This window comes from Rhodanobacter umsongensis (genome assembly GCF_042654965.1).
Taxonomy (GTDB): Bacteria; Pseudomonadota; Gammaproteobacteria; order Xanthomonadales; family Rhodanobacteraceae; genus Rhodanobacter; species Rhodanobacter umsongensis.
The window spans coordinates 506,516-525,569 of the sequence record NZ_JBHSMK010000002.1; the positions used below are offsets into that span (position 1 = coordinate 506,516).

At 65.2% G+C, this 19,054-nt stretch carries 22 protein-coding genes; 10 read left to right on the forward strand and 12 right to left on the reverse strand.

All coding sequences use genetic code 11. From position 1 onward, the window contains the following. Positions 1-38: 38 nt before the first annotated feature. The gene (locus ACFPME_RS02445; RefSeq protein ID WP_377301665.1) at positions 39-1,277 is read left to right on the forward strand and encodes an MFS transporter; all 1,239 of its coding nucleotides are present in this window, start codon (positions 39-41) and stop codon (positions 1,275-1,277) included. Positions 1,278-1,416: 139 nt separating this feature from the next. Here the strand turns inward: ACFPME_RS02445 and murB are convergent, their stop codons facing one another. The 8 genes from murB to ACFPME_RS02485 all read right to left on the reverse strand — a co-directional run bounded on the left by murB (position 1,417) and on the right by ACFPME_RS02485 (position 8,009). Then, the gene (gene murB / locus ACFPME_RS02450; protein WP_377301667.1) at positions 1,417-2,445 is read right to left on the reverse strand and encodes a UDP-N-acetylmuramate dehydrogenase; all 1,029 of its coding nucleotides are present in this window, start codon (positions 2,443-2,445) and stop codon (positions 1,417-1,419) included. Positions 2,446-2,476: 31 nt separating this feature from the next. Next, positions 2,477-3,514 carry a quinone-dependent dihydroorotate dehydrogenase gene (locus ACFPME_RS02455; protein ID WP_377301669.1) on the reverse strand — a complete coding sequence of 346 codons (1,038 nt, stop codon included), beginning with the start codon at positions 3,512-3,514 and terminating at the stop codon, positions 2,477-2,479. A gap of 3 nt (positions 3,515-3,517) precedes the next feature. Further along, positions 3,518-4,315, reverse strand: coding sequence for a class I SAM-dependent methyltransferase (locus ACFPME_RS02460; RefSeq protein WP_377301671.1), 798 nt, complete (start codon positions 4,313-4,315; stop codon positions 3,518-3,520). Next, complete coding sequence (locus ACFPME_RS02465; protein WP_377301674.1) at positions 4,308-5,072, reverse strand: SDR family NAD(P)-dependent oxidoreductase; 765 nt, start codon at positions 5,070-5,072, stop codon at positions 4,308-4,310. Before ACFPME_RS02465 ends, ACFPME_RS02460 begins: the two co-directional genes overlap by 8 nt. Continuing rightward, complete coding sequence (locus ACFPME_RS02470; protein WP_377301676.1) at positions 5,072-5,374, reverse strand: DUF4190 domain-containing protein; 303 nt, start codon at positions 5,372-5,374, stop codon at positions 5,072-5,074. The genes ACFPME_RS02465 and ACFPME_RS02470 overlap by 1 nt, the downstream gene beginning before the upstream one ends. Positions 5,375-5,464: 90 nt before the next feature. Further along, positions 5,465-7,000, reverse strand: a complete 1,536-nt coding sequence (gene amaB, locus ACFPME_RS02475; protein WP_377301678.1) for an L-piperidine-6-carboxylate dehydrogenase — start codon at positions 6,998-7,000, stop codon at positions 5,465-5,467. A gap of 333 nt (positions 7,001-7,333) precedes the next feature. Beyond that, positions 7,334-7,699, reverse strand: a complete 366-nt coding sequence (locus ACFPME_RS02480; RefSeq protein ID WP_377301680.1) for a DUF6164 family protein — start codon at positions 7,697-7,699, stop codon at positions 7,334-7,336. A gap of 85 nt (positions 7,700-7,784) precedes the next feature. After that, positions 7,785-8,009: a hypothetical protein gene (locus ACFPME_RS02485; protein ID WP_377301682.1), complete on the reverse strand. Its 225-nt coding sequence runs from the start codon at positions 8,007-8,009 to the stop codon at positions 7,785-7,787. A gap of 333 nt (positions 8,010-8,342) precedes the next feature. Here ACFPME_RS02485 and ACFPME_RS02490 point away from each other — a divergent pair, with 333 nt between their 5' ends. From ACFPME_RS02490 to ACFPME_RS02515, 6 genes are all read left to right on the forward strand, one after another. Further along, a complete protein-coding gene (locus ACFPME_RS02490) occupies positions 8,343-9,065 on the forward strand; it encodes a hypothetical protein (RefSeq protein WP_377301684.1) in 723 nt (240 codons plus the stop codon). Positions 9,066-9,140: 75 nt separating this feature from the next. Next, the gene (locus tag ACFPME_RS02495; protein WP_377301686.1) at positions 9,141-10,055 is read left to right on the forward strand and encodes a hypothetical protein; all 915 of its coding nucleotides are present in this window, start codon (positions 9,141-9,143) and stop codon (positions 10,053-10,055) included. Between the two features lie 128 nt (positions 10,056-10,183). Next, positions 10,184-11,077, forward strand: a complete 894-nt coding sequence (locus ACFPME_RS02500) for a hypothetical protein (RefSeq protein ID WP_377301688.1) — start codon at positions 10,184-10,186, stop codon at positions 11,075-11,077. 78 nt (positions 11,078-11,155) lie between these two features. Then, positions 11,156-11,338: a transposase gene (locus ACFPME_RS02505; protein ID WP_377301690.1), complete on the forward strand. Its 183-nt coding sequence runs from the start codon at positions 11,156-11,158 to the stop codon at positions 11,336-11,338. A gap of 534 nt (positions 11,339-11,872) precedes the next feature. Next, on the forward strand, positions 11,873-12,889 hold the full coding sequence (locus tag ACFPME_RS02510) for an alpha/beta hydrolase (protein ID WP_377301692.1): 1,017 nt from the start codon (positions 11,873-11,875) through the stop codon (positions 12,887-12,889). 466 nt (positions 12,890-13,355) lie between these two features. Then, positions 13,356-15,164 (forward strand): amidase, encoded by a 1,809-nt coding sequence (locus ACFPME_RS02515; protein WP_377301694.1) that lies wholly within the window; start codon positions 13,356-13,358, stop codon positions 15,162-15,164. 223 nt (positions 15,165-15,387) lie between these two features. On the opposite strand, the gene ACFPME_RS02520 is transcribed toward ACFPME_RS02515, so the two are convergent. Next, positions 15,388-15,873: an Hsp20 family protein gene (locus tag ACFPME_RS02520; RefSeq protein WP_377301696.1), complete on the reverse strand. Its 486-nt coding sequence runs from the start codon at positions 15,871-15,873 to the stop codon at positions 15,388-15,390. A gap of 14 nt (positions 15,874-15,887) precedes the next feature. Next, positions 15,888-16,190, reverse strand: a complete 303-nt coding sequence (locus ACFPME_RS02525; RefSeq protein ID WP_377301698.1) for a hypothetical protein — start codon at positions 16,188-16,190, stop codon at positions 15,888-15,890. Here ACFPME_RS02525 and ACFPME_RS02530 point away from each other — a divergent pair. The 3 genes from ACFPME_RS02530 (at position 16,174) to ACFPME_RS02540 (ending at position 17,774) form a co-directional block, all read left to right on the forward strand. Next, positions 16,174-16,332 (forward strand): hypothetical protein, encoded by a 159-nt coding sequence (locus ACFPME_RS02530; RefSeq protein ID WP_377301700.1) that lies wholly within the window; start codon positions 16,174-16,176, stop codon positions 16,330-16,332. The two genes, ACFPME_RS02525 and ACFPME_RS02530, sit on opposite strands and share 17 nt — an antisense overlap. Positions 16,333-16,473: 141 nt before the next feature. Next, positions 16,474-17,127 (forward strand): DoxX family protein, encoded by a 654-nt coding sequence (locus ACFPME_RS02535; RefSeq protein ID WP_377301702.1) that lies wholly within the window; start codon positions 16,474-16,476, stop codon positions 17,125-17,127. A gap of 137 nt (positions 17,128-17,264) precedes the next feature. Beyond that, positions 17,265-17,774 (forward strand): DUF1801 domain-containing protein, encoded by a 510-nt coding sequence (locus ACFPME_RS02540; protein ID WP_377301704.1) that lies wholly within the window; start codon positions 17,265-17,267, stop codon positions 17,772-17,774. Positions 17,775-17,841: 67 nt separating this feature from the next. Here the strand turns inward: ACFPME_RS02540 and ACFPME_RS02545 are convergent, their stop codons facing one another. Then, entirely contained in the window at positions 17,842-18,105 is a 264-nt protein-coding gene (locus ACFPME_RS02545; RefSeq protein WP_377301706.1) for a HigA family addiction module antitoxin, read from the reverse strand. A gap of 16 nt (positions 18,106-18,121) precedes the next feature. Further along, positions 18,122-18,910: an XAC0095 family protein gene (locus ACFPME_RS02550; RefSeq protein ID WP_377301708.1), complete on the reverse strand. Its 789-nt coding sequence runs from the start codon at positions 18,908-18,910 to the stop codon at positions 18,122-18,124. Positions 18,911-19,054 lie beyond the last annotated feature (144 nt).

Sequence of the window (19,054 nt, forward strand, 5' to 3'; positions counted from 1 at the left end):
AATGCGGCCGCCCCCTTCCCCATCCCCGAGAGTTCCGCATGAGTGTTCGCGTCGACGCGCCAAGCCTGCCGGCCGAAGCGACAGCCACCCCGCAATCACCCGCTCAAGGCACGGCCTACGGCGTGCTCGGCGGCATCAGCTTCGCCCACATGCTCAACGACATGATCCAGTCGCTGATCCTGGCGATCTATCCGATCCTGAAAAGCGATTTCCACCTGAGCTTCGCCCAGGTCGGCCTGATCACACTGACCTACCAGCTCACCGCCTCGATGCTGCAGCCACTGGTAGGCATGGTCACCGACCGCCGGCCGATGCCCTATTCGCTGCCGGTCGGCATGGGTTTTACCCTGTGCGGGCTGCTGTTGCTGGCTGTCGCACCCAGCTTCCCCGTGCTGCTGCTGGCGGCCACGCTGGTGGGTACGGGTTCGTCGATCTTCCATCCCGAATCCTCGCGGGTGGCACGAATGGCGTCCGGCGGCCGACACGGGCTGGCGCAATCGTTGTTCCAGGTCGGCGGCAACACCGGCTCGTCGCTGGGGCCGCTGCTGGCCGCGTGGATCATCGTGCCGCACGGACGCGGCAGCGTGGCGTGGTTCTCGCTGGCTGCACTGCTGGCGATGGTGGTGCTGCTGCAGGTCGGTCGCTGGTATAGCCAGCATCACCTCATCCGCGGCAAGTCGTCCTCACGCCATCTGGCGCTGGTGTCCCTGTCGCGCAACCAGGTCATCGGTGCGCTGGCGATCCTCGGCCTGCTGATCTTCTCCAAGTATTTCTACCTGGCCAGCCTCAGCAGCTATTACACGTTCTATCTGATCCACAAGTTCGGCGTCTCGGTGCAAAGCGCGCAGGTGCACCTGTTCGTGTTCCTGTTCGCGGTAGCCGCCGGCTCGCTGATCGGCGGCCCGGTCGGCGACCGCATCGGGCGCAAGTGGGTTATCTGGGTATCGATCCTCGGCGTGGCACCGTTCACCCTTTTGCTGCCGCATGCCAACCTGATGTGGACCGGCGCGCTGACAGTGATCATCGGTCTGGTGCTGTCCTCGGCGTTCTCGGCGATCCTGGTCTATGCACAGGAACTGGTGCCCGGCCGCGTCGGCATGGTTTCGGGCCTGTTCTTCGGCCTTGCCTTCGGCATGGGCGGCATCGGCGCCGCCGTGCTCGGCGGCCTGGCCGACCTGCACGGCATCGAATACGTCTACCGGCTTTGCGCGTACCTGCCGCTGATGGGGTTGATTACAGTGTTTTTGCCGAACATCGAGAAGCGGGCTGGCGCTTGATGCCCGAACGAGTGGTCGGGAGCGAACGAGCTTCCACCCTCCGCGGGATGACGAAAACCCTTCACCCTGTGGACCCTGGCTCTGACGATGCGGGAGCATCGCGCATAAAGCCCGCCCTGCGAGATCGAGGGCGCTTAACTCAGCGCGCGCCGATCACCACCGGCTCCGGCTCCAGCGCAACGCCAAATTTTTCACGTACGCCAAGCATCACCCGCTGCGCCAGCGCCCACAGCTGCGGCCCCGTTGCGTGGCCGTGATTGACCAACACCAGCGCATGGCGGTTGGATATGCCGGCGTCTCCATCGCGCAGCCCCTTGAAACCGGCGGCTTCGATCAGCCATGCGGCGGACAGCTTGCAGCGGCCATCGGGCTGCGGCCACACGGTCAGTTCGGAATGCTCGTGCTTCAGCGCATCGGCCAGCGCGGCATCGACAATCGGATTCTTGAAGAAGCTGCCGGCGTTGCCGATCACCGACGGGTCAGGCAGCTTGCGCGTGCGCAGATGCACCACCGCTTCGGCGACATGGAACGGTGCGGGCTTGTCCACGCCCATCCGCGCCAGCTCTTCGCGGATGCCTGCGTAGTCGGTGCGCAGCGGCCGACTGCGCGGCAGCACGAAGCGCACGGCGGTGACGATGTAGCGGCCGGGCTCGTGCTTGAACAGCGAGTCGCGATAGGCAAAGCCGCAGGTGGCGTGGTCGAGCGTCGCCACCCGCCGCTCGCGGGTGTCCCACACCTCCACACTCTCGACGAACTCGGCCACCTCGCAACCGTAGGCGCCGATGTTCTGGATCGGTGCGGCGCCGACGGTGCCGGGTATCAGGATCAGGTTTTCCAGGCCGGCGTAACCGTGACCCAGGGTCCAGCGCACGAAGTCGTCCCAGCGCTCGCCCGCGGCCACCGCGATACGCGTGCGGTCGCCGTCGTTTTCCACCTGCACGCCCCGGGTTTCCATCGCCAGCACGGTGCCGCCGAAATCGCCGGTGAAGAGCACATTGCTGCCCTCGCCCAGCACCAGCAGACGACCATGGCGGATGGCGGGGAAATCGAGCAGCTCCGGCAGTTTGGTGGCGTCGCGGATTTCCGCCAGCAACGCCGCCCGCGCTTCCACGCGCAACGTGTTGCGGTTCGCCAACGAGGCATTCTCGATGAGGGTGTAACCGCCCATGTCAATTCGCTCCGCGGCTACGTCCGCGCGTTCAGGGCACATGGGCATCCTCGCGCTGGCGGCGAATTTCGTTGACGCACTCGGCGATCAGATGCGGGCCACGGTAGATCAGCCCCGAATAGAGCTGCACCAGCGACGCACCGGCGGCGATCTTTTCGGCCGCGTCGCTGCCATCGAGGATGCCGCCCACGCCAATCAGGGGGATGCGCCCCTGAAGCCGCCGGTGCATGCCAGCCAGCACGGCGGTGGAGCGCTCGAACAGCGGCTTGCCCGACAGCCCGCCGGTTTCGCCGCCATGCGGATCGTCGGCCACCGACGTGTGGTCGATCGTGGTGTTGCCGCAGATCACGCCGTCGATGCCCGTGCGAAGCAGCACTTCGGCGATCGCGTCAAGCTCCGTCTCGCTCAGATCGGGGGCGATCTTCAGCAGCATCGGCTTGCGCCGGCCCTGTTGCGAGCCCAGCCTTTCCTGCGCCGCGCGCAGCAGCGAGATGAACTTGTACAACGTGGCTTCCTGCTGCAGGTCGCGCAGCCCCTGCGTGTTCGGCGAGGAGATATTCACCGTGATGTAGCTGGCAAGCTCGTAGACCTTGTGCAGGCAGGCCAGGTAGTCGTTGACCGCCTTCTCGTTTGGCGTGTCCTTGTTCTTGCCGATGTTGATGCCCAGCACGCCGTGGTAGCTGGATCGCTGCACGTTGCGCACCAGCGCATCGACGCCGTCGTTGTTGAAGCCGAGACGATTGATGATCGCCTCGTGTCGCGGCAACCGGAACATGCGGGGCTTGTCATTGCCCGGCTGCGGCAGCGGCGTCACCGTGCCGACCTCGATGAAGCCGAAGCCGAGTGCGTTCAGCGCATCGAGGTGTTCGGCATTCTTGTCCAGCCCGGCGGCAAGGCCCACCGGATTCGGGAACGTGATGCCGAACACCGTGGTCGGCAGATCCGCCGGCGGCCTGGCAATCCACTGCGCGAAATTGCTGCGCTGGGCCACGCCAAGCCCGTACAGGGTCAGTCGATGCGCAGTCTCGGGATCAAGCTTGAACAGCAGCGGGCGCAGGAGGTCGTACATGGTTCAGGCCAGTTGGCCCGCAAAAATGCGGGTGTCGTAATCGAAGCTTACCGTGCCGTCCACGGCGCAGGCGTCGAACAGCTCGCGCAGTGCGCGCAGCATCGGCTCGTGCTGCAGTTGCCCCGCCTGCGGGGCATACGATGATGACATCAGGCGACCGCGCAAGGCATTGAAATCCAGTCGTTGGGCGTGCTCGAAACGGGCGCTGCCGCCGAATCCGGTGCCGAACCAGTCGCGCATCCGCGCATCGTCGGCGTAGCGCTCGGCCACGCTGGTGTAGTCGGTGCCGAACGTCTGCAGCAACGCTTCATAGCCTTCCAGGAAGCGCGTGCCGGCGAGCCGTCGCGAGTTCCACCAGATCGCCACCAGCCTGCGCGGCCGCAGGATGCGCGCGAACTCGCGCCGCGCGGCTTCTTCGTCGAACCAGTGGAAGGCCTGCGCCACCGTGACCAGGTCCACGCTGGTATCGGGCAACCCGGTGGCATCGGCCCTGCCATCGACCGCATCGAAATTCTCGTACGCCTGCAACCAGCGTTCGGCGGCGGCGCGCATCGGCGCATTCGGTTCCACCGCGGTCACGCGATAGCCCGCGTCGAGAAACATCTTCGACGAGATGCCGCTACCGGCACCCACGTCGGCGACCCGCCAATCGGCTGCCACACCTTGCTCGCGCTGCAGCCAGTCGAGCAGGGCCGGCGGATAGTCCGGCCGATAGCGCATGTAGTCGTCCACCCGGTCGCTGAAGCGCGCGGTGGAATCCAGCTCGTTCATGTCATCGGCCTCATGGAACTGATCAGCCATGCAGCATCTGGCCGCCATCGACCACCAGGGTTTGTCCGGTGATCCAGCCCGCGAATGGCGAGGCGAGGAACAACGCAGCGTGCGCGATTTCCTCCGGCTTGCCGAAACGGCCGAACGGAATCTTTGCCAGCGTCGCCTCGTATAGCTGCGGCTGTTCGAGCTTGCGGCGTTCCCACAGGCCGTCGGCAAACGCAATCGAACCGGGCGCGATCGCATTGACCCGAATGCGGTGCTCGGCCAGCGCCAGCGCCTGCGACGTGGCGTACTGGCTCAGCGCCGCCTTCATCGCCGCGTACGGCGCACCGCTGGCACGGGGGCGGAAAGCGGCGATCGAACTGGTATGCAGGATGCACGGGCGAGTGGATGCCTTGAGATGCGGCAGGGCCGCCCGCGAGGCGCGCACGGCGGCCATGAGATCGACGTTGAAGCCGGCGATCCAGCCTTCGTCGTCGTCGGCGAAACCGTACCCGCTGGCATTGTTGATCAGTATGTCGATGCCGCCGAGTGCGTCGGCCGCATTCGCGACGTAGGACGCAATGGCCTCCGGGTCGGCCAGATCGCAGCTCTGCGCATGCGCCACTGCGCCATGAGCGGCGAGTGCCTGGCGGGTTTCTTCCAGGGCCGCGGCGCCGCGCGCGCATATCGATACGGCGGCCCCAGCCTCGGCGAAGCCCAACGCGATGCTGCGACCGATACCACGGCTGCCACCCGCGACGACGACGCGATACCCGTGGAAATCGAATGGCGCGCTCGGCATCAGTGCCAGTTCGAAAAGGCGAACCCGAAGATCAGCGCCGCGATGACCACGAACACTGCCAGCACGCAGAGCAGCAAATGCACGTAGCCGAGAGCCAGCCCGGCCACGGCCATGCCGTCGCCTTCGATGCGGGCGTCGAGCGGACTGCGGCGGATCTCGCTGCGTGCCAGGTGGCCGCAGATGATCGCCACGATCGCGCCAACGAATGGCAAGACGCACCAGGTCAGAATGCCGAAAACCAGGCTCACCACCGCCAGCGAACTGGTGCCGGTGCCTGCTCGATGGGAGGGTTGGTAGCTCATCGGGTCGCTCACTCGAATGGAGATTAAGAACCGCGCCGCCTTGCATCGCCACCGGTCGAGGCGGCGAACCGCCCCGACCGGCTTCAGCGATTACACCGTGAACTTGATGCCCTGGGCCAGCGGCAGCGCATCGGAGTAGTTGATCGTGTTGGTCTGGCGGCGCATGTACACCTTCCATGCATCGGAGCCGGACTCGCGCCCGCCGCCGGTTTCCTTCTCACCGCCGAAGGCACCGCCGATCTCCGCACCGGAGGTGCCGATGTTGACGTTGGCGATGCCGCAATCGGAACCGGCTGCCGACAGGAACTGCTCGGCGCCGCGCAGGTTGTTGGTGAAGATCGATGAGGACAGGCCCTGCGGCACGTCGTTCTGCATGTCGATGGCTTCGTCCAGCGTCTTGAACGGCATCACGTAGAGGATAGGCGCGAAGGTTTCGGTCTGCACGACCTCATGCGAATTGGCGATGCCGGTGACGATCGTGGGCAGCACGAAGTTGCCCTTGCGGTCGGTCAGCGCGGCGCCGCCAGTGGCGATGGTGCCGCCGGCTGCCTTGGCCTTTTCGATGGCCGAGAGATAGCCCTGCACCGCTTCGGAACTGTTGAGCGGACCCATCAGCGTGGTGGACAGGTTCGGATCGCCGATCTTGCCTTCGACCTGCTTGTACGCCTTGACCAGCGTGTCCAGCACATTGCCGTAGATCGACTCGTGCACGAACAGCCGGCGCGTGGTCGTGCAGCGCTGGCCGGCGGTGCCCACCGCACCGAAGACGATGCCCGGGATCGCCAGCTTCAGGTCGGCGCTCTCGTCGAGAATGATCGCGTTGTTGCCGCCCAGCTCCAGCAGCGAGCGGCCCATGCGCTGCGCAACGCGCTCGCCGACCATGCGGCCGACCTTGGTCGAACCGGTGAAGCTGATCAGCGGGATGCGCTTGTCGTCGACGAAGCTCTGCGACAGATCGGTGCCGGCGTCGTTGAACAGGAAGAACAGATCCGGGAAACCGCCATCCTTGAGCGCTTCGTTGCAGATGCGCAGGGTGGCGACTGCCGACAGCGGGGTCTTCGGCGACGGCTTCCAGATGCAGATGTCGCCGGCGATGGTGGCCAGCATCGCGTTCCACGCCCACACCGCGACCGGGAAGTTGAACGCGCTGATGATGCCGACCAGACCCAGCGGATGATACTGGTCGTACATGCGATGGCCGGGGCGTTCCGAATGCATGGTGGACCCGTACATCATGCGGCTCTGGCCCACCGCGAAGTCGGCGATGTCGATCATCTCCTGCACTTCGCCGTCGCCTTCGGGCTTGATCTTGCCCATCTCCAGCGCGACCAGCGAACCCAGTGCGTCCTTGTGCTTGCGCAGCGCTTCGCCGCACAGGCGCACGGCTTCGCCACGCTGCGGCGCGGGCGTCGTGCGCCACACCTTGAACGCCGCCTGCGCCCGCTTGACGATCACTTCGTAATCGGCCGCGCTGGACGCGTGGACGGTGCCAAGCACCTCGCCGGTGGCCGGATTCACCGGCTGCAGGGCGCCGGCGTCGGCGGTCTTGGACCACTCGCCCTGGCCGAGGTACGTGCCGGACTGCTCGCCGTCGAGGCCGAGTGCGGTGAGGATGGGATGGGACATGGATGTCTCCTGAACTTGCGCGCCCGCGGGCGCCCGTGGTGAGGGCGGGAAACGCTCATTCTAGCAGGCAGGCCGCCGTTGCCTGATCGAAACCGGCCGGATCGCGTCGCCGCGGGATCCTCCGAAGGTCCCGGCGCTGCCCTGGTAGCCCGGTTCGATGAAGCGGCCCCGTCCCAGGGGAAATGACGGTCTCTCTGGATGGTGCCATCAACGCGCGGCAACTGGCCTGGAACCCATGCAAGAAGCCGCTTCCAGATCATGTCCAAACACGGAAGGACGCGCGCCGGCACGTCTGTCCGCGAGAATGGGCAGAACCCGGTCCTGCCTGCGGCCCTACCCGCGCAACAGGAAGAACGGTAGCGTCACCAGTCCCAACGCGAAGAGGATGCCCAACACGGTCATCACGACGCGTGCCGGCTCTGCACGAAGCAAGGAGGTGAACGTCTCTGCGGTACCTGCGAGCTTGGCAGCGGCGTATTCGGCACGGGCACGGGCCGCGCGCTGCCGCTGGTAGTCGTCCATCGCACGCCTGGCGTCCGCGAAGGCCGCGTCTTCGGTGACCCAGATTCCCCCTGCCGAGATACCCCAGATACTGGGCCGGGTTTCGTAGAACGCGATCTGCTGCGCGTCGAGCATCGCGCGCACATCGTCGGCTTCATCGGCGGGGACGTCACGCAGGTTCATGAGCAGCTTGGACATGCCGCCATGATAGCCGCCCCCGAGCCCTCCGACCGCGTTGTGTCGGCACGGAAACCACGCGACCCCGATCCGGTGCTTCGGCCGATCAAAGCTCGGGTACGTCCCCCGACTCGAACAACACTCGCGGCGTGCCGTAGTCTCCGCTCTCTTCGTCGACATCCATGCTGTAGGCGACAACGCCGGCATGCTTTTCGGCCAGCAGCCCTGCCCGGCGCGCCGCCTCGTCAGCCGTCTTGAACTGCAGGACCTGGCTTGGCTTCAAAATATTGTTCACCCGGTCGAAGGGTTGCACTACATGGATCGTTTCCATACTTGCTCCTGGGTTGAGGCAAGTATGACGAGTCGATATGTCAGCGCGCCAAAGGTCAGAGTCGCCCGTCCTGGGAAAGCCGCCCCACCGAATGGTGGCGGAGTCCGTTTCGAACGCATCCCTGTTCAACACCGGCGAAACAGGGTTCTGCGACATGCGGCAATCTCCGTTTGCACGAAAGAAAGTGGCCCGGCCGCGCTGGTTGTCAGGGGGCAACCGCGCGACCGGACCGGGACGCCCCGGTAGATGGACAGGCATCGGCCGAGGCGTGGAGAACGATGCCAGAGCTGGTACCGCTGGGCAGTCGGCGGTTACGCTGGCCTCCTGTAGTCATTGACCGGCGTGGTGAAGCCCCCGCACTGCGGGCATCCGGAAGGCGACACGCAACCCCAGGAACGATCAGGCATGGAATCACCGACGCTCACGTTTGCGGCGCTGAACGCAAGGATCGAAGCGCTGCCGGAGTTTCCGGCGGACCAGGCCATTTTCCCCAGCCAAGCCAAATGCGGATACGCCCTCGCGGCTGCCGGCGCGCTGTTTGCCCTGCTATGCGTCAAGCTGCTTCCGGCCGACGCGATCTGCACCGTCGTGCTTGCCTGTATCGGCGTCACCGTGGAGGCCGCTGGCGTCGTCATTGTCGGCATCTCCCTGATCCCGAAAAAGTGGCCGACGTTCGCCAACGAGCGCCGCGATTTTGCGGAGCAACTGGACTTCGACCTGCCCCATCACCTGGCACTGGTCGAGTGGCTGCGAACCTTTCCGCGCGAACAACGCGAAACGCTGAGCGAGTTCGTCAGCCATCGCCACGAGCGGATGAAGGAGAAGCTGCCGATGCTCACCGGCAGCATCGAAAGGCTCGGCGCCCTGCCCATCGTCATCGCGCTCTACCTGCAGTTCAAGAACATGCACTGGCCGCCACATCCCAGCTGGATGGAGATCTTCCTGATCGTCGTGCTGGTTCTGGCTTACTGGCTGAGTGTGACGCAGGTCAGCGTCAGGCTGCGGCTGCAGCTCTATGAAATATTGCTCCGCAAAGCGTTGCAGATTCCCGCCTGACTGGCTTCTCCCCAGCGGCTGCGCGCGACCTCTTGCCGGCCCACTCATCAGTCCACTTGAACAAGGAGGTATCACATGAAACTGACCGTGATTTCCTGGAATATCCGCCACCTTCGCTACGACAAGGTGAAGGAGCACAGCAAGAAGATCAGGGTGGGCCTGGCTGGCGGGCACGTGGCGTTCCTGTACGAAAACAAGATGGGCCACGACGACAACATCGAGATGTACGAAAAGCTGGTCTCCATCGTGGGCAAGGCGCACGGCGACGACGTGCGGGTCAGCGCGCTCAACATCCCGGTCGGCACCAACGAATACGTGGTGGTCGTCTATACCGAGATGCGCAAGGTCGGCGACGAATCGGTGAACTTCACCAAGGGGGACGAGGTGCAGATCGATGTCTCGCGCAACCCGGTGTACGACGACCGGCTGTGGGACAAGGGCTGGGACGCCCTGCGCGCCTCCTACAACGACACGGTGCGCTCGGAAATCCAGGCGCAGCGGGTGCGGCACAAGTTCGGCTACCGCATTCCGGCGGTGGTGGATGTGGTGGTGACCAAGCCGGACTTCACGCAACGCAGATTCAAGATCGCCGCGTGGCACGCGCCGGGGCCGGCCAAGGGCACCGGGCCGGCCCTGTTCCAGGCCTACGGCGAGGTGCTGGCCGACCACATCGACCTGTTTGTCGGCGACTTCAACTACAACCCGAAGGGAAGCTTCGCGCCGCCCAAGATCCTCAAGGACACCCTCAAGTGGTACAAGGTCGGCGGCTCGACCACCTTGCGCGAAGACGGCCGGACGACCAATCACAGCGCCGGCCCCGACCTGGTCTACTACAACGTCGACAAACTGGTGGCCTACGGCGGCAACGTCGGCCTCGGCAAATGCCTGATCGGCGACATCTCCATCGGCAAGGAAGACACCGACCTGGCCGACGACCTCTACAGCCTCACCGACCATCTGCCGGTGGTGGTGAGCCTGAAGCGCTTGTGAGGGGGTGGCCCGATTCAGTTGCCGCCGTCCCTGATCGAATCACCCATGGACCCGTCGTGGATCGGGGGCCGGCTGTGGTTTTCGCGTACGATCCGGGGACACGTTCGTCCACTTCTCCAGGAACTCCCATGCCGCTTCGCCACGTGCGCGCCTGCTTCTTGCTCTGCCTTGCCCTGTTCCTGGGTGCCTCGCCGCTGCTGGCCGCCGAGCCGGTGGATGCCGCCACGTGGGGTCCGTACGCGCGCCTGGTCGACCACACACAACAATCGGACACCGGCTACCGCGTACATTGGCACTGGGCCGAACCGAACCGGAAGCTGCTCGAGGACTGGTACGAGGCCTATAGCGGCGAACTGTCCTACACCACCACCATCGTGCCGGGCGCGCAGCCTGGACAACTGGTGCTGGACAGTCCGAAGTTCGGCCACAAGCAATGGCTCGGCACCGTCCAGCCCGACGGCTCGGTGCTGTACATCGGCGTGGGCATGCTGAAGGCGCCCTACCGCGTGCGTGTCGACGACGAGGGCCGCATGGCGATGGTCTTCGTGCGCATCAAGGGCGACCAGATCACCGAGAACTTCACCACCCAGTACGACCATGCCGACGCAAAGGGGCTGATCCTGCGCCCTGTCGCCACGCCGGCTGATCCGAAAGTCTGGGGTGTCTACTCGCGCCTGCTCGGCACCCGCCTGGCCGGCAAGATGTGGACCAGCATCTCCTGGGGCTGGGCCAGCGACAACGTGATGCTGCAGGATCGCGGCGTGCTGTACGGAAAGATGCAGATCGACCTGGAAGGCGGCAACGGCCTGCGCATGATCTCGGGCAAGCCCGATGAAGTCTGGACCGGTCGCGTCGGACCGGACGGCACCGTGGTCTGGACCGACAAGAAGGGGGATTCGTTGCGGATGCGGATCGACGGCGACGAGGCGGTGATGGATCGCGTGACGCTGAGGGATGGCGTGGTCGTGAAGTCGCGTGCGGAGCAGCGCTTCAGGGGCCACCTGGGGGCGGCGGCACTGTAGGCAGAAATGGGCCCAGGTTGAGCTGGCCCGGGTTTGACGGACACCTTTGAACGGGGACAACCCCTTGGGAGGTGTCAGATGGTCAAGCGGCAACGATTCACGACGGAGTTCAAGCGCGAGGCGGTGCGCCTGCTCGATGCGTGCGAGCGCCCGGCGTCCCAACTGGCGATCGACCTGGGCATTCGCCGGAACCAGCTCTATAAGTGGAAGGCTGCACCGGGCCAGGGATCAGGTCCAGCATCGTTGCATTCGGCCGTCTAGACGGCGCGGCGGACGTTGACGCATCCCTTTCGACAAATTGCCATCCGGCGTCGCGATCACCAAATGGTAGTGATTGCCCATCAGGCAGTACGCATGGCAATACCAGTTGAACTTCCCGACCACCTGGGCGAGCACTTCCAGAAAAGCTCGCGATCCGCGTCATCCTCATAGAACGCCTCACGGCGATCCCCACGCGCCGTCACGTGGTAGAGCGCACCACCGAATTCGAGCCGCTGGCGCGAGCGACGAGATGTAATTGGCTACCCCCCTCTATTGGCTGTCAGAAATCGCCCCTGACACTTTTTTTGCCTGCGCAGACGATGCAGGCGTCCTCGCCGATGGTGCAGACGGCAGATGTGCAGGTGACGCAGCCGGCTATGCAGCCGCAAGGGGAGAAGGCTCGGCCACGCCGGGCCCTGGGCCTTGTTCGAACGGCAAGGACTCATGGAACTTCGTTGCGCTTCCTCCAGTCGATGGAAGGGCCTGCCCGGCACCCCGGCTCGGGCAATCGACGGGAGACACGCCTTGAACAGGATGTACCTGAAAGCGGGGAGCGCCCTTCTGCTCACCGTAGTGCTCGGCCAGGCACGTGCCGCGAACACCGAACACCCTGCCACGCCACAGCGCATGCCCGACACCTATGCGCGGGCGGCGAAGCTGGTCGACCTCGGCCACGGCCGTCATCTCAACCTGCGCTGCTCGGGCAACGGACCGCAGACCGTGATCCTCGAGGCCGGGGCCACTGCCGATTCCTCCACCTGGTTCAAGGTGCAGCCGCTGCTCGCGTCCCGCGCACGCGTCTGTGCGTATGACCGGGCCGGCTACGGCTTCAGCGGCGAAGGACCGCTCCCCCGAGACATCGATGCCGACGTGGCGGACCTGCATGCGCTGATCCATCGCGCCGGTCTGACGACCCCATTGGTGATGGTTGGGCATTCGCTGGGCAGCAATATCGTCCGAAAGTATGCGAGCCGGTACCCGGCGGACGTGGACGCGATGGTCCTGATCGACCCGCCCGCGCAGGATATCGGCCGTTTCGCTCCCGACTGGCAGAAGGACGAGGACACCCTGGCGGTGCAGCGGTTCGCGTTCCTCCGCCGCTGCGAGGAGGCCGCCGAAAAGCACGAACTGCCGTCCAGCGATCCGGAGCTGAGCCACTGTCTCGGCGAGGCCGACCCACTCGCCAGCGCCAAGCTCAACGCATCGAACCTGGCCCTCATGTCTAAGCCGGCGTTCTGGCATACCGTGCTGTCGGTACTTCAGGACAACATCCGGGTGTTCAAGCAGCCGGTGTCGGCACGCGAAACCCACGGCTCGACGCCGCTCATCGTGCTGTCCGCCGCCAACACCTATGCCGACGCTCTGCCCCGTGACCGCAAGGGGCTGGAAGAAGCCCGGTCGCACACGCAGGCACAGATCGTCGCTACCTCGTCCCGCGGCACGCTGGTGCACGTACCGGATACCTCGCACGACATTCAGACCGATCAGCCGGAAGCGGTGGCCAAGGCGGTGATGCAGGCCCTGCAGATGGCACGGCACGTCGCGGGGTAAGGTTGGCGAACGCGGGTGATGCTCCTCTTGGCCGAACGGAAAAGGTGTCAGGGACGAACGGGGACAATTTGAACGTCCCGGCGGCCTTCCGACCGGCCGCACGGTAGCGAATCGACCTGTCCTTTCTTCAACCCACGACTTCGGGCCATGTCCGACAGGATCACCCACAGCCCTCCCCGCGACGATCAGGACACGCCGCGCCCACCCCCATCCCTGCGACCTGTCGGCTGTCAGTAATTGTCCCTGACACCTTTTTCCGGAGCCGACTGTGATGCATCAAAGCAGATCAGAACCCGTTCCGAGGCTCCTTAAATGTGGTTCTGACGCACTTACTTTCCGTTGTCCCTGACATCTATTTCTGAAAAAGCTACCCTGCCCTCTGTTCTGGCAGACGGCCATTCCGGCGCGTTCGGAATGAGGATTCGACAGCAACGCGCTCCCGCTGCGGGGCGCATCGGGGAGAACCATGAAGACTCGTCGCGATTTCCTGACCCAGGCGCCGCTGGGCCTGCTGGGTGCCATGGTGGCTGGCAGCGCGTTGGCGCAGACGGGGGAAAACCCCACCCCCGGCACGCCGCCGCCCGGTTCGCCCGGCGCGTTCAATACCGCGCCGCCGGTGGGGCCGAAGCTCTCCACGGCCACCTTCGTGGAGGCGGAGAAGCTGACGCAGGTGAGCATGACCGAGGCGCAGCGCGAAATGGCCGTGGCCAACTGGCCCACCTCGATGGCCGCGCTGCTGGAGCGCCGCACCGGCCCGCGCAAGGTGGCGCTGGAAGACGGGCTGGCGCCGGCCACCACCTGGTTCCCGGCGATGGGCCGCGTGCACGTCGGGCCCGCGCACGATCGCTTCGTGCCGTCCAGGGTGGCGGCCACGCCGCTGCCGGCGAAAGACGAGGACATCGCCTTCGCCTCCGTCGCACAGCTCGGCGCGTGGATCCGCGCAGGCAAGCTCACCTCCTCCCGCCTGACGAAGATCTACCTTGAACGCCTGAAGCGCTTCGATCCGCAGCTGCGCTGCGTCATCACGCTGTGCGAAGAGCACGCGCTGGCGCAGGCCGCGCAGGCCGACAAGGAGATCGCCGCCGGCCGTTACCGCGGCCCGCTGCACGGCATCCCGTGGGGTGCGAAGGACCTGCTCGACACCGCCGGCATCGCCACCACCTACGGTGCCGAGCCGTTCCGCCACCGCGTGCCGAAGGACGACGGCGCGGTCACCCGCAAGCTCAACGAGGCCGGCGCCGTGCTGGTGGCCAAGCTGAGCCTGGGCGCGCTGGCGCTCAACGACATCTGGTTCGGCGGTCAGACCATGAACCCGTGGCTGCTCAAGGAAGGCGCTTCCGGCTCCAGCGCCGGCCCGGCCTCGGCCACGGCGGCCGGGCTGGTGGCGTTCGCCATCGGCAGCGAAACCCAGGGCAGCATCATCAGCCCGTGCATGCGCTGCGGCACCACCGGCCTGCGCCCCACCTATGGCCGCGTACCGCGCACCGGCGCGATGACGCTGTGCTGGAGCATGGACAAGCTCGGCCCCATCGCCCGCTCGGTGGAAGACACCCTGCTGGTGCTCGACGCCATCCGCGGCACCGACCCGGGCGACGGCGCCAGCGTGGCGGCGCACCTGGACTACGATGCGGCCGCCCCGATCAAGGGCCTCAAGGTCGGCTACTTCCCCGGCTGGATGAAGGAAGCGCCAGCCACGGATCTCGACCGCACCGCGCTCGGCCAGCTGCGCGCGCTCGGCCTGGTGCCCACCGAAGTGTCGTTGCCCGACTGGCCGTACGACGATCTCAACCTGCTGCTGTTCGCCGAGGCCGCCGCGGCCTTCGAGGAACTCACGCTCTCCGGGGCCGCCGACCAGATGCACGTGCAGACCCCGGATGCCTGGCCCAACCTGTTCCGCGAAGCGCGCTTCCTCTCCGCCGTGGACTTCGTGCAGGCCGACCGCCTGCGCCGCAAGGTGGCCAGGGAGATGGAGCGCGTGATGGCCGAGGTGGACCTGCTGCTGGTGCCCTCGCTGCGCGACGAGATGATGGTGATCTCCAACATGTCCGGCCAGCCCTCGCTCACCCTGCGCACCGGCTTCGTGGAAGTGAGCCAGGTACGCAGCGACTGGGCACCCGACCCGAAACACCCGCTGCCGAAGCTGGCCGGGCCGCACCGCGTGCCCTACGGCGTCACCCTGGTGGGCCGGCTGTTCGAGGAAGGCACGCTGGGCCGTGTTGGGCGCGCGTTGGAGGCGAAGGTGGCGGTGGCCGGGGAGCGGCCGGTGGGGTTCTGATCGGCGCGGGCTGATCCAGTTGGCTGGACCGAAAGCGTGCGGGGGTGGCCCGGCACGCTTTTTCCATAATCCAAGAAATGAACCTGATCCCGTTTCGGCTCAACCGTCGTCGGAAATTGGCCCTGACACCTCTTCGCCCGGCTGAAAAAGACGGCCCGCCAAAAGGCGGGCCGCAAGACACAACTGTAGTCGTCAAGCTCCGGCATCAGGCCGGAACCCGGCTTTACGCAGCCTGGCTCTCGATCTGGCGCTGCGGGCTCTGCTCCAGCGTGGCGCCGGGCGGAGTCGAGGTGATCGCGATCCGGCGCGGCCGCAGCGATTCGGGCACCTCCCGCTCCAACTCGATGGTCAGCAGGCCATCGACAAGATTGGCGCCCGTCACCTTGACGTGGTCGGCAAGCTCGAAGCGACGCGTGAAGGCGCGGCTCGCTATGCCGCGATACAGGAACTCGCCTTCCTGGTCGGCGCTCTTGCGCTCGCCGGACACCACCAGCAGGTTCGGCTGCACGGCGATATCCAGTTCCTCACGATTGAAGCCGGCGACCGCCATGGTGATGCGGTAACGGTCATCGCTGAGCTTCACCGTGTCGTACGGCGGCCAACTGTCGACCGTCTGCGCGCGGGTGGCGTTCTCCAGCAAATCGAAGATCCGGTCGAAACCGACGCTGGACCGATGCAGCGGGGCAAGATCAAAAAGGCTGTTACGCATGGCCATATCCTCTTTCAAGCAACATGGGACGTTCCGCCGGCCAGGTGGCCCGGCGTGCCAGCCATACGGGCTGGCGTATCCCAAGTAGGGTCGTCAGGAAGGGTTTCAAGCGTCGCGTTAATGAGCCGTTTAAGCGGCCAAATGCCCGGAGAAGTCATCGGCGACGATCGCACCGGATTCCCGAATGCAACGCAGAATCGAAGTTCGGGATCGTCGGCCAGGAAACAAAGCAGACGATTGTTGCCCCGCTGCACCACGCGCTGCAGAACACCGGCAAGATCGAAGCGTGGAAGTCGGGCCATGTCCGACAGGATCACGCAACGCCTGCTCCGCCACGATCAGCGCGAACCGCACCTCACCTTCATCCTCGAAATCGCTCCGCCGTCGGAAATTGTCCCTGACGCCTTTTTCTCTGTGGTAGTTCCAACGTACCGCCAGGCGCAGGAGGCGGCGACATGAGTCTTCAGGTTGAAATGGCCCGGGTCTGACTGTCCAAGTTTCAGCGTCAGCCATCTGCGCCGCGCTGCTGACCTTTGGCACTGTTGCCGCTTGCGCGTGGCGGGCACCAATGTGCGTCGGTTTTGACGCATCGGAGCGGCGATGGACTGGCGGTTTCTTCTTCCCATCCTCATCGGCGTGGCCATCAGCGCGCTGCTCTGGTCACTGGCGGTGCTACGCAAGCGCGAGGACCTGCTCGCATCGGCAACGCTCCGCGTCGTCTGTGTCGTTGGCTTGTTGAACTTGTTGCTGGTCGTGGTACGAGCTCACGGGCCGGAACCACTGCAGCAAACGGCGCGGTTCGCACTGGAGGCTGCTGATGTCATCACCGGACTCGTTCTGGGGGTCATGCTGGTGCCATGCATGGCGTGGATCCTGGACTTGATCGACTCCAAGACAGCGCGAGTCGTCGCAATTGCGGCATCGCTCTATGTGGCCACGTCATTCCTCGGTTTCGAGGTAGGCAAGGCGGCGCATGACGCAGAGATGCGCCAGTTCTTTGCCTCATCGGGGCTGCCGATCTGGTTCATGTACACCGTAATGGCGGTGGAGTCGGCCGCAGCCATTGGACTGCTCATGGCCCGCACGCGTGCGCCCTCGGCGGCAACGCTACTCGTGATCATGCTGGGCGCTGTGGGTACACATCTTCGGAACGGGGACGCGATCCAGGACTCGCATGATGCCCTTCGCATGCTGGTGCTGTTGGCGACAATCCTGCTGCTCTCGGGCCGTCGCCGCCGACGCTGTCCGGCCTGAACGCTTAAGCGGGACGGGGCCAAAGGGGTCGGGCCATCTCACTGTGACCCTGCTTCGCTCCGACCCCAGTTTTCCGTGTCGATCCAGCGGGCCCTCGATCGTCGTCCAGGGGTACCCGAAGCAATACGGAGCCCATCATGGTGACCCGCAAGACAGGAGAACCCCAGCGAGCTGCCACGGCGAGCGTGCGCAAGCCCACCGCGAAACGCGCCCCCGCGGGCAATGCCCTGCCTGAAACCATGAATGGCAAGGCCAGCCAGGCCAAAGCCGCCGTCGGCGACAAGCCGGTGTTCGCCTACATCGCCAGCCTGCCGCAACCGCAGCGCGACATCGCTGAACACATCGACCGCCTGGCCGCCGCATCCCTGTCCGGCCTGCTACGTAGCGTGAAATGGGGCATGGCGTACTACGGCGTGGGCGATGGCTGGTGCTTCAGCTGCGGCGCTTTCGCCAGCCACGTCAAGCTGATGTTCGTCAACGGCACGATGCTCGACCCGGTACCGCCGGTGACGCCCGTTGCCATGGGCAAGGCGACGCGGGGCGTGGAGCTGGCCTCGCTGGACGACATCGACGAAGACCAGGTCGTGGCCTGGATGCGGCAGATCACCGCGAAGCCGGGCGTGGGGAAGCGGCCGGCAAAGAAGTGAGGACGCCACGACGGGTCCCGCCCTCAATCTTTTTTACACAGTGAAAATAGGTGTCAGGGACAATTTGTCAGAAATTGTCCCTGACACCTTTTTCGCTTTCCAGATCGAATTCGGCCTGAAGCTCCAACCAGAAACATGGGTCGGTACCCAGCGCCGCCGCCAGGCGCGCATCGGTATCTACCGTGACGTCGCGCCTGCCGAGCGCGATGTCTTTGACAAGGACTGTCGGCATGCCGGCGGCGCGCGCCAGGGCGCTCTGACTGATGCCCCGGGGCGTCAGGAACTGCTTGCGCAACACCTCGCCGGGATGGATGGTGGGCACGTTCTTCATGATCACCTCGTCGGTATCAGTGGTAGTGAGGAATGGCTTCCCTGGTTTGGCCGAAGCCAGGACCCTGCGCTTGCCAGCATCCGACCCGCTCACCATAGCCAGGCAACGATCCAACCAGTGAACCTGCGGCATGTGACGCGCTGACCGCGGGCAAATACTTTCGCCCGGCAAGGTATACGGCCTGCTCTTCCTCCACGCCGGTTTGCGAAACGCGCGCCTTCCGGAGCCTCTGCGATTCCACCTGGCGGATGATGTCGCGCACCGTCATCGCGTCGTTGAAGATGGCATCGCCCAGCAAGGACAGCGTGTGCCTGGCGAACTCCGCCTCGCCGCTGGCGATCACCACATCGCCATGGGCCGAGATCATGGAGATCAGCCGGTGGAGCGTATCGATCTGATCCAGGGTCACGCCGAAAAGATAGCGTCCATCCGCGTTGCCAGGCACCTCTTCCGCGGCTTCGGGCGCCGCGTCGGCCCCAGGCACCACCTCCCTTTCGGATCGGCAGGCCGGCGACGAGATATCGTCCAGCACGAGCCCCATCTGCTCCGCCAGCAACTCCAGGCAGATCGCCACTTCGCCCACGCGAATCTCGGCAGTGAACTCCTGATCCTCGTCCGGCCTTCGCGGTTGCGCCAGATGCGAGAGGAACTCCACATACTCGCGCAGCTTCTTCAGCCGGAACTGGCTGTCCTCCGGCAGGAAATAGCCGGTCGTTCCCAGATCATCCGAATTGAACGTCGACATGGTCGCCTCCTGGTTACGTCGAAAAGGTATCAAGGACATTCCTTCGTTCTCCCCGCCCATCCAGCAATGTTTCGCAAGCAGTTGGTACGGTAAATCGCGCAGCCTTCATCGCGCGACTCAGGCAGCATCGAGAAAGCAGCCGGCTCTCTCAGTGTATGACATGACTCATATACAAGGCAGTAAGCCTCGTATTGAAGCCATAAT